The following is an 8397-nucleotide window of genomic DNA, read 5'->3' on the forward strand; positions in this document are numbered from 1 at the left end:
GTTTAAATGTTTTTATTGATTAACTGAAAAATTGCTTCATCATGATAGTGGTTATTTAGCAAAATCCAGTCTTTTTTAATTCCTATTTTCTCAAAACCAAATTTAGTAAAAAGTGCTATACTTGCTTCATTATTTGTACTAATATTTGCATAAAGCTGATGCAGATTTAAGTTGAAAAAAGAATAGTGAATTAAAAGTTCTAAAGCCTCAGAACCAATATTTTGCCTGCGGTTCTCGTTTTTCTGAATTACAATACCTACTCCTGCCCTGTTATTTCTGGGATCGAATTCGAATAAATCAATTAATCCAATGGCCGGAAAATCTTCGTCCTGACAAATCGCTAAACGTAATTGTTTGGCTTCGTAAATGTCCTGTTGTGCATTTTCGAGATATTGGCGCACTAAAAAACGACTATACGGTGTGTTGGTATTGCTCACTTCCCAAATGCTCTGATCATTTTCCATCGCATATACAAACTCAAGATCGTTAGGTTCAAGTGCACGCAGATAAATAGTTTCGCCTTTGAGTGTGATCATTTTGCAATTTTAGATATTAGATTGATGATATTAGATTTTGGAACTTGTCTTCGACTTCGCTCAGACTGACATCTTTTATTATATTTCTATTGTTCCTTTAAAAACAAATTTTGCAGGTCCGGTCAGGAAAACATTTGTAAAATGATCTCCTAATTTATCAAAAGAAACTACCAGTTTTCCTCCTTCAACATTTAAATTAATCGAAGTTTTATCAGTCTGCCCTATAGCATTCATTGCAATTGCCACAGCTGTTGCGCCGGTTCCGCAAGCTAAAGTTTCATCTTCAACCCCTCTTTCATAAGTACGAAGAGAGAAAGTACCGTCATCTATCTTTTTTACGAAATTAACATTGCTTCCTTTTTCTCCGTATAAATCTCCGTAACGAATAGCAGCTCCGTTTTCTTTTACATTATAATGTTCTAAATCATCAACAATTTGTACGTGATGCGGTGATCCGGTATTTAAAAAAGTATAAGAATCGTTTTTTTGCACTTCATCAACATCAATCATTTGCAGTGAAACAATTGCATCATCACCTACTGATGCATGATGCAAACCATCGGTCGCAATAAAGGTCGTTTTGTTGTCAATAACTCCTAACTGATTTGCAAAAGCTACCAGACAACGGCCGCCGTTGCCGCACATTGAACTTTGGTTTCCATCTGAGTTATAGTAAACCATTCTAAAGTCGGTTTCAGAATCATTTTCTAACAAAATAAGTCCGTCAGCTCCAATTCCGAAACGTCTGTCGCACAGGCGTTCAATTAATTTTACATCTTCTTTAGGGAAGAAATTAGGTCTGTTATCGATCATTACAAAATCGTTACCTGTACCTTGATATTTATAAAATTCTACTTGCATTTTTTAGTTGTTAAGAAGTACAAAAGTACGAAGAAACTCCGAAGATTAATTAATGAAATGTTAATCAATGTTAAAGAGCGTTAAACCGTTTTACGAAATAATTTTTTGGTATAATTTTACGTTATAAATGTTAAAAACAAATACCTAAAATAACTTAAAACATAAACTGTAATATGAAAAAATTTTCAACCTTATTTTTAGTTTCACTACTAAGCGGTGCTACTACCCTTGGTGCTTACAAGTTATTATTTGATGGCAGTGATTCTTTTTTTGGAAAAGGAAATTCTGTTGTTACTCTTGCTCCCAGCTCATACGGAAGAACCGTTGGATTACCCGGAGAGGCAGTTGATTTTACTGAAGCTGCTGACAAAACAATTCACACAGTTGTTCACGTAAAAAATGTTTCCAGACGAACTGTCAGTAATCCAATGTTAGAATTTTTCTACGGATATGGCGGACAACAGCAACAGGAACAAGTTGGAACCGGATCTGGTGTTATTATTTCTGAAGATGGGTATATCGTGACAAATAATCACGTTATTAAAGATGCTTCTGAAATTGAGATTACATTAAACAATAAAAAATCATACAAAGCAAAACTGATAGGTACAGATTCTAAAATGGATATCGCATTATTAAAAATTAATGCCGATGAAAAATTACCTTATACTGCTTTTGCAAACTCTGATTCGGTTAAAATTGGAGAATGGGTTTTGGCAGTTGGAAATCCATATAATTTAACTTCTACGGTTACAGCCGGAATTGTTTCAGCGAAAGCCAGAAACTTAGACCAAAGCGGTATTCAATCTTTTATTCAAACTGATGCTGCCGTAAATCCAGGAAACTCTGGTGGTGCATTGGTAAATACGAGAGGAGAATTAATTGGAATTAACACTATGATTTCGTCTATGACTGGATCGTATGTAGGATATTCTTTCGCTGTTCCATCAAATATTGCTCGAAAAATTATTGAGGATATCATGGAATACGGAAACGTACAAAGAGGAATTTTGGGGGTTGAAGGCGGTGAATTAAACAGTTCAGCTTCAAAAGAACTTGGAATTACGGAAACGCAAGGTTTCTATATTAATAAAGTATCTAAAAATTCAGGTGCAGAAAAAGCGGGTCTTACTAAAGGTGATATTATTGTGAAACTGGACGAACAAAATATTGCCACTTTTGCCGATCTTTCTGGTTACATCAATACAAAACGTCCAAATGATGTGGTTAAAGTAACGTATATTAAAGACGGAAAAACTAAAACAGTTCCGGTTACTTTAAGTAAAAACGAATTTTTCAGCACTGAATTTAAAGGAATTGAACTTGAAAATATTGATGCTGCCGATAAAAAGAAATTCAGAATTGATTATGGTGTAAAAATCAAAAACATCACAAATGAAAATTTAATGCAGTATCAAGGTGAATTGCAAGGAAATATTATCCTGAGCATTGATAATATAAAAGCAACAAATGTTGAAACAGTTTCTAAACTTTTAAGTAAAAAAGATGAAGGACAAAGTGTTCGCATTGAAATGATCAATAAGAACGGCGAAATTTTTAGAATTATTATTTAAGTCTCAGTTTGCAGTCACAGTATTCCCCAAAAAGCCATCTTAAGAAATTAAGGTGGCTTTTTTGTTTTTCAAAAATAAATGCTAAAATAGTTTACGAAATCGATTGAAATGGATACTTTTGCGCAAAATTTTAAAATAGTGAGCATTTTATTTTTTCAATTTAATCAATTATGAGTAAAAAATCTTTGTACCAAAAAGAGGTATCATTACAAGTCGACCGAAGAAGAGCTGGCGTCGAATTAATCAAAGTCATAAGTGATTTATGGTATGACAAATCCATCGAAATGGTTTTATTTAAAAATCAATTATTGGATAAAAATGTCAGTGATATTATCAATCTTCATCAATATGCCGGTGAATTTGTGGGTAAACCCATCACCATTTTTGATTCGGTCGAAATAGCTAAAGTTGTTTTATCATTAGATCTTCCGCCTTCAAAAATAGATCTGGGAAAATTAACTTACGAATATCGTTTAGAAGATGAGAAATATCCAGACGCAAGATATTTTGTCATCGAAAAATTGAAAAAAGCAAAATCTTCAAAAGAAATTCAGCCAAAAGATGTTGTTCTTTACGGTTTCGGAAGAATCGGCCGATTATTAGCCAGAGAATTAATGTCTAAAACCGGAAAAGGAAATCAATTGCGTTTGAGAGCGATTGTAACCCGAGATAAAAACGATGCATCAAGTTTAGAGAAACGAGCTTCTCTATTGCGTTATGATTCAATTCACGGCAATTTTCAAGGATCTGTAACTGCCGATCCTAAAAATAATGCTTTAATTATAAACGGAACAACTGTTCATATTATCACAGCAAACTCTCCGGAAGAAATTGATTATACTCAATACGGAATTAATGATGCTTTGGTAATCGATAATACTGGAGCTTTTACTACAGAAGAAGCTTTAAAAAGACATTTAACTTCTAATGGAGCCAATAAAGTATTGCTGACTGCTCCCGGAAAAGGAGTTCCAAATATTGTACACGGTGTAAATCATAACGATTACAATCCGGATGAAAATGATATTTTTTCGGCTGCATCATGCACAACAAATGCCATTACGCCAATTTTAAAAGTTATTGAAGAAACTTTAGGCGTAACAAAAGGACATTTAGAAACGATTCATGCTTATACAAACGATCAAAATTTGGTTGATAATATGCATAGAAAGTACCGTCGTGGCAGAGCAGCAGCTTTAAACATGGTAATTACCGAAACTGGTGCAGGAAGTGCCGTGGCGAAAGCTTTACCATCTTTAGAAGGAAAATTAACTTCAAATGCTATCAGGGTTCCGGTTCCTAATGGCTCTTTGGTCGTTTTAAATTTAGAAGTTAAAAAAGCAACATCAATTGCTGCTATTAATAAAATCATGAAGAAATATGCTCTCGAAGGAGAATTGGTAGAGCAAATAAAATATTCATTGAACAATGAATTGGTTTCGTCTGATATTGTTGGAACATCGGCTCCATCAATTTATGACAGTAATGCCACAATTGTTTCAAAAGACGGAAAAAACATTGTACTTTATATTTGGTATGATAACGAATATGGCTATAGTCATCAAGTTATTCGTCTTGCAAAATATATTGCCAAGGTAAGACGTTATACTTATTATTAATTCAACCTAACTAACTTCATTAAAACCATCAAGTCTTCTTGGTGGTTTTTCTTTTTTAAATAGGAAGAACCGTTGTGCTTTTTACTTCAGATATAACAAAAACCGTATTTATAAGAGAAACTTCAGGCAAAACCGATAATTTTTTTTGATGAAAATGATGATAGCTTTCCATATCCGGGATTATAATTTTAAGCATATAATCAAAGTTTCCTGAAACGTAATTACATTCTACAACCTCCGGCAAATCTAAAATCGACTGATTAAACCCCTCAGAGGTATCATAAGTCTGTTTAGTTAAAGTAACCTGACAATAAACCGTTAAATTATTTCCTAGTTTTTTCTTGTCTAAAATCGTCACATACTTCTCTATAACTCCTTCTTTTTCAAGACGTTTTACACGATCATGAACCGGAGTTAAAGACAAATTTATTTTGTTTGCAATGTCTTTTAAAGTGTAGTGCGCATCTTCTTGCAAAAGACGTAAGATTTTCTTGTCAATTTCATCTAAAGCCATAACGAAAACGTTGTATTAAATTTTTAAAATTCAGTCTTTTTTTCTTTTTGAAGAATAATTTTAAGCTCAAAAAAGAATATTTTTCTGTAAAAGTAGAAAATAAAATAATATTTTCTTATTTATTAATCAGTAAACCATAATTTATTCTCTCTCTGTAGCTTTGTAAAACAAATTCAATAAATATAACAAAATGATAATAGGCGTTCCAAAAGAAATAAAAAATAATGAGAACAGAGTTGCTTTAACTCCTGCTGGTGTTTCAGAAATGAAAAAACACGGACATACAGTTTATGTTCAAGCTACAGCTGGTTTAGGAAGTGGTTTTGCTGATAGTGAGTATGCAGAAGCTGGTGCAGTAGTTTTACCAACTATCGAAGAAGTTTATGCTATTGCAGAAATGATTATTAAAGTAAAAGAACCAATTGCATCTGAATATCCATTAATCAAAAAAGATCAATTATTATTTACTTATTTCCACTTTGCATCATCTGAGGAATTAACTCATGCAATGTTAGAAAAAGGAGCTGTTTGTTTAGCTTATGAAACTGTAGAAAAAACAGACCGTAGTTTACCATTATTAGTTCCAATGTCTGAAGTTGCAGGTCGTATGGCTATCCAGCAAGGAGCAAAATACCTAGAAAAACCATTAAAAGGAAGAGGAATCCTTTTAGGTGGTGTTCCAGGTGTTCCGCCAGCAAAAGTATTGGTTTTAGGTGGTGGTATTGTGGGTACTCAGGCTGCAAAAATGGCTGCTGGTTTAGGAGCTCAGGTTACTATCATGGATTTAAGCTTGCCGCGTTTACGTCAATTAGACGATATTATGCCAGCAAACGTAAATACAGAAATGTCTAACCATTACAACATTACAAGAGCAATTAAAGATGCTGACTTAATTGTAGGAGCAGTTTTAATTCCGGGAGCAAAAGCACCTCACTTAATTACTCGTGATATGCTTAAATTAATGCGTCCAGGAACTGTAGTTGTTGACGTTGCTGTTGATCAAGGTGGATGTATCGAAACTTGTACCCCAACAACTCACGAAAATCCAACTTTTATTATTGACGATATCGTTCACTATTGTGTAGCTAACATGCCAGGTGCTGTACCTTACACATCTACTTTAGCTTTAACTAATGCTACTTTACCATACGCAGTACAATTAGCAAACAAAGGATGGGAAAAAGCTTGTGCAGAAAATGAAGAATTGAAAAAAGGTTTAAATGTTGCTAATGGAAAAATCCTTTATAAAGGAGTTGCTGAAGCATGGAATCTACCTTTTAATGAAGGATTAGTATTGGCAAACGCATAGGCCAATATTAAACAAGTGCTTACTAAGCAATATATAAAAGGCTTTTCATAATGAAAAGCCTTTTTTTGTGACCAAAAAAACCTGTCTTAAAAAGGCAGGTTTAATTTATATTGAGATATTATTTCTTTTCGTCTAAAACTTCTTGCAATACTTTTGCTTCAGTTCCATTAGGAAAAGTAACTTTAATCTTTTGTGCAATTGTTGGAGCTATTTCAGTTATTGCTTTTTTATCATAAGACTCTCCTTTTTTAATATGCCATCCGTAAAAAATAGCAGGAACATGAGTATCATAACTGTAAATTGTACCATGAGAAGTTCCTGTAGCAGTATATTCAATGTCTCCAGGTTTATCTACAATTACTAAATCTCCATTTTGGGTAACATCATAACCTTTTGCAACGAAGTTTAAACTGTAATCATTCCCAGCGTTAGCCAGAATTTCTTCTTCTGTATAAACTTTCTTAACTTGTGGTTGAGATATTAAAAAATCTTTAAAAGCTTGCTTAACTTTTACTAACTCTAAACCTTTATCTTTTATGATTTGTTTATTGAAGAAAACATTAAAGTTTGAATAATTCTGAATCAAATCTACACCAAAAGTCTTCGTTGAAAAATCCTGTAAGCTTTTCTTAACCTCCTTTGAAGGATAGTTGTCTACATTATATTTACGGTCTTTTAAGTAAATTACATTTTCGGCACCAGCATGATCAGCAGTTAAAAACAATAAATAATTGCCTTTACCAACAGTTTTATCTAAATAAGCTAAAAAGTCGGCAATTGTTTGATCCAATCTTAAATAAGTATCCTGAAGTTCCATAGATCTTGGCCCTAGTAAGTGACCAACGTAGTCTGTAGATGAAAAACTAACCGTTAAGAAATCGGTAATGTTATCTTTTCCAAGTTCCTCTTTTTCGATTGCTCTTTTAGCAAAATCGGCTAATAAATCATTTCCATAAGGAGTAGCACGAATAATTCCAGCATCGTTTTTCTCATACATTGATTTTAAATCATAAGGAAAAACTGGAGCAGCACTTCCGTATAATTTACCCTCATAAGGATTATTATCCGGAAGACTTTCATTGTAAACAGAAGCCGGTTTGTATAAATCCCAGCCTTTATTAATGTATTTTAAATAGTTTTTTTCATTGTTGAACTCAGAAACCCATTCTGGCAATTTTTCACCGTAAAAAGTACTAGAAATAAACGAACCCGTTTTACTGTACCAGAATGCCCAATTTGCAAAATGTCCGGCTGGCAAAATCGCTCCACGATCTTTAAGGCTCATACCAATTACTTTTCCAGTAAAATTAGTTGCCATACGAACTTCATCTGTAATGGTAGTACTTTGAAGATTTTTAGGAGACATTGCCCCTTCCTCAGCAGTTCCATCTCCAACTGTTTTAACTCCCGCATCGTCTGTACAATACATTTCTTTACCAAGAGTTCTGCTAAACCATTCGTTACCTACGATTCCATGAGTAGCAGGAGTTGTTCCGGTATATATTGAAGCGTGTCCCGGTGCAGTGTAAGTTGGCATATAATTGTAATGCATATTTTGGAAAACATATCCATTATTCATTAACCTTTTAAAACCATTTGGGGAAAAATCATCTGAAAATCGATATAAATATTCCATTTTCATTTGATCAACTACTATACCTACAACTAATTTGGGACGTTGTTGTGCACTTAAATTTGTGATAACAAAAAGTGCCAACAGTAAAATACTTTTCTTCATGTCTAAATAAATAATTTAAACACAAAAATACTCATTCAAATTCAAAAATTCTAAGGTATGAATATTTAAGACTGAACAATTGACTATAATTTAACAAAAATTGAACCCTATATTTTCAAAACAGTTCTAAAACAAAAAATCCTCATCAAGTAAATGATGAGGATTCTTAAAAGAAAGGCGACGACATACTCTCCCACAATACTGCAGTACCATCTGCGCAGGCGGGCTTAACTACTCTGTTCGGGA

At 33.3% G+C, this 8397-nt stretch carries 7 protein-coding genes and 1 rRNA gene; 3 read left to right on the forward strand and 5 right to left on the reverse strand.

What is annotated here, in order from left to right; all coding sequences use genetic code 11:
- Positions 1-2: 2 nt before the first annotated feature.
- Together AC1RRQ_RS23065 and dapF are read right to left on the reverse strand one after the other, a co-directional pair.
- Entirely contained in the window at positions 3-536 is a 534-nt protein-coding gene (locus AC1RRQ_RS23065; protein WP_493025387.1) for a GNAT family N-acetyltransferase, read from the reverse strand.
- 78 nt (positions 537-614) lie between these two features.
- Positions 615-1397, reverse strand: coding sequence for a diaminopimelate epimerase (gene dapF, locus AC1RRQ_RS23070; RefSeq protein ID WP_493025389.1), 783 nt, complete (start codon positions 1395-1397; stop codon positions 615-617).
- 173 nt (positions 1398-1570) lie between these two features.
- Here dapF and AC1RRQ_RS23075 point away from each other — a divergent pair, with 173 nt between their 5' ends.
- A complete protein-coding gene (locus tag AC1RRQ_RS23075; RefSeq protein ID WP_493025391.1) occupies positions 1571-2971 on the forward strand; it encodes a Do family serine endopeptidase in 1401 nt (466 codons plus the stop codon).
- A gap of 170 nt (positions 2972-3141) precedes the next feature.
- Positions 3142-4590: a glyceraldehyde-3-phosphate dehydrogenase gene (locus tag AC1RRQ_RS23080; RefSeq protein WP_493025393.1), complete on the forward strand. Its 1449-nt coding sequence runs from the start codon at positions 3142-3144 to the stop codon at positions 4588-4590.
- Between the two features lie 55 nt (positions 4591-4645).
- On the opposite strand, the gene AC1RRQ_RS23085 is transcribed toward AC1RRQ_RS23080, so the two are convergent.
- Entirely contained in the window at positions 4646-5104 is a 459-nt protein-coding gene (locus tag AC1RRQ_RS23085; RefSeq protein ID WP_493025394.1) for an Lrp/AsnC family transcriptional regulator, read from the reverse strand.
- A 190-nt stretch (positions 5105-5294) separates the two neighbouring features.
- On the opposite strand from AC1RRQ_RS23085, the gene ald reads away from it, so the two are divergent.
- Entirely contained in the window at positions 5295-6413 is a 1119-nt protein-coding gene (ald, locus tag AC1RRQ_RS23090) for an alanine dehydrogenase (RefSeq protein WP_493025396.1), read from the forward strand.
- Positions 6414-6531: 118 nt separating this feature from the next.
- Here ald and pafA read toward each other — a convergent pair whose 3' ends face one another.
- Both pafA and rrf read right to left on the reverse strand, forming a co-directional pair.
- Positions 6532-8151 carry an alkaline phosphatase PafA gene (pafA, locus tag AC1RRQ_RS23095; protein ID WP_493025398.1) on the reverse strand — a complete coding sequence of 540 codons (1620 nt, stop codon included), beginning with the start codon at positions 8149-8151 and terminating at the stop codon, positions 6532-6534.
- Between the two features lie 172 nt (positions 8152-8323).
- Positions 8324-8397: ribosomal RNA gene (gene rrf, locus AC1RRQ_RS23100) — 5S ribosomal RNA — on the reverse strand; the annotation flags it as partial.

This window comes from Flavobacterium sp. GW821-FHT12A05, from assembly GCF_058807735.1.

Coding starts and splice junctions, on each gene's coding strand:
- dapF (WP_493025389.1), bottom strand. CDS start 1,397: ATGCAAGTAGAATTTTATAAATATCAAGGTACAGGTAACGATTTTGTA.
- AC1RRQ_RS23065 (WP_493025387.1), bottom strand. CDS start 536: ATGATCACACTCAAAGGCGAAACTATTTATCTGCGTGCACTTGAACCT.
- AC1RRQ_RS23085 (WP_493025394.1), bottom strand. CDS start 5,104: ATGGCTTTAGATGAAATTGACAAGAAAATCTTACGTCTTTTGCAAGAA.
- pafA (WP_493025398.1), bottom strand. CDS start 8,151: ATGAAGAAAAGTATTTTACTGTTGGCACTTTTTGTTATCACAAATTTA.
- AC1RRQ_RS23080 (WP_493025393.1), top strand. CDS start 3,142: ATGAGTAAAAAATCTTTGTACCAAAAAGAGGTATCATTACAAGTCGAC.
- ald (WP_493025396.1), top strand. CDS start 5,295: ATGATAATAGGCGTTCCAAAAGAAATAAAAAATAATGAGAACAGAGTT.
- AC1RRQ_RS23075 (WP_493025391.1), top strand. CDS start 1,571: ATGAAAAAATTTTCAACCTTATTTTTAGTTTCACTACTAAGCGGTGCT.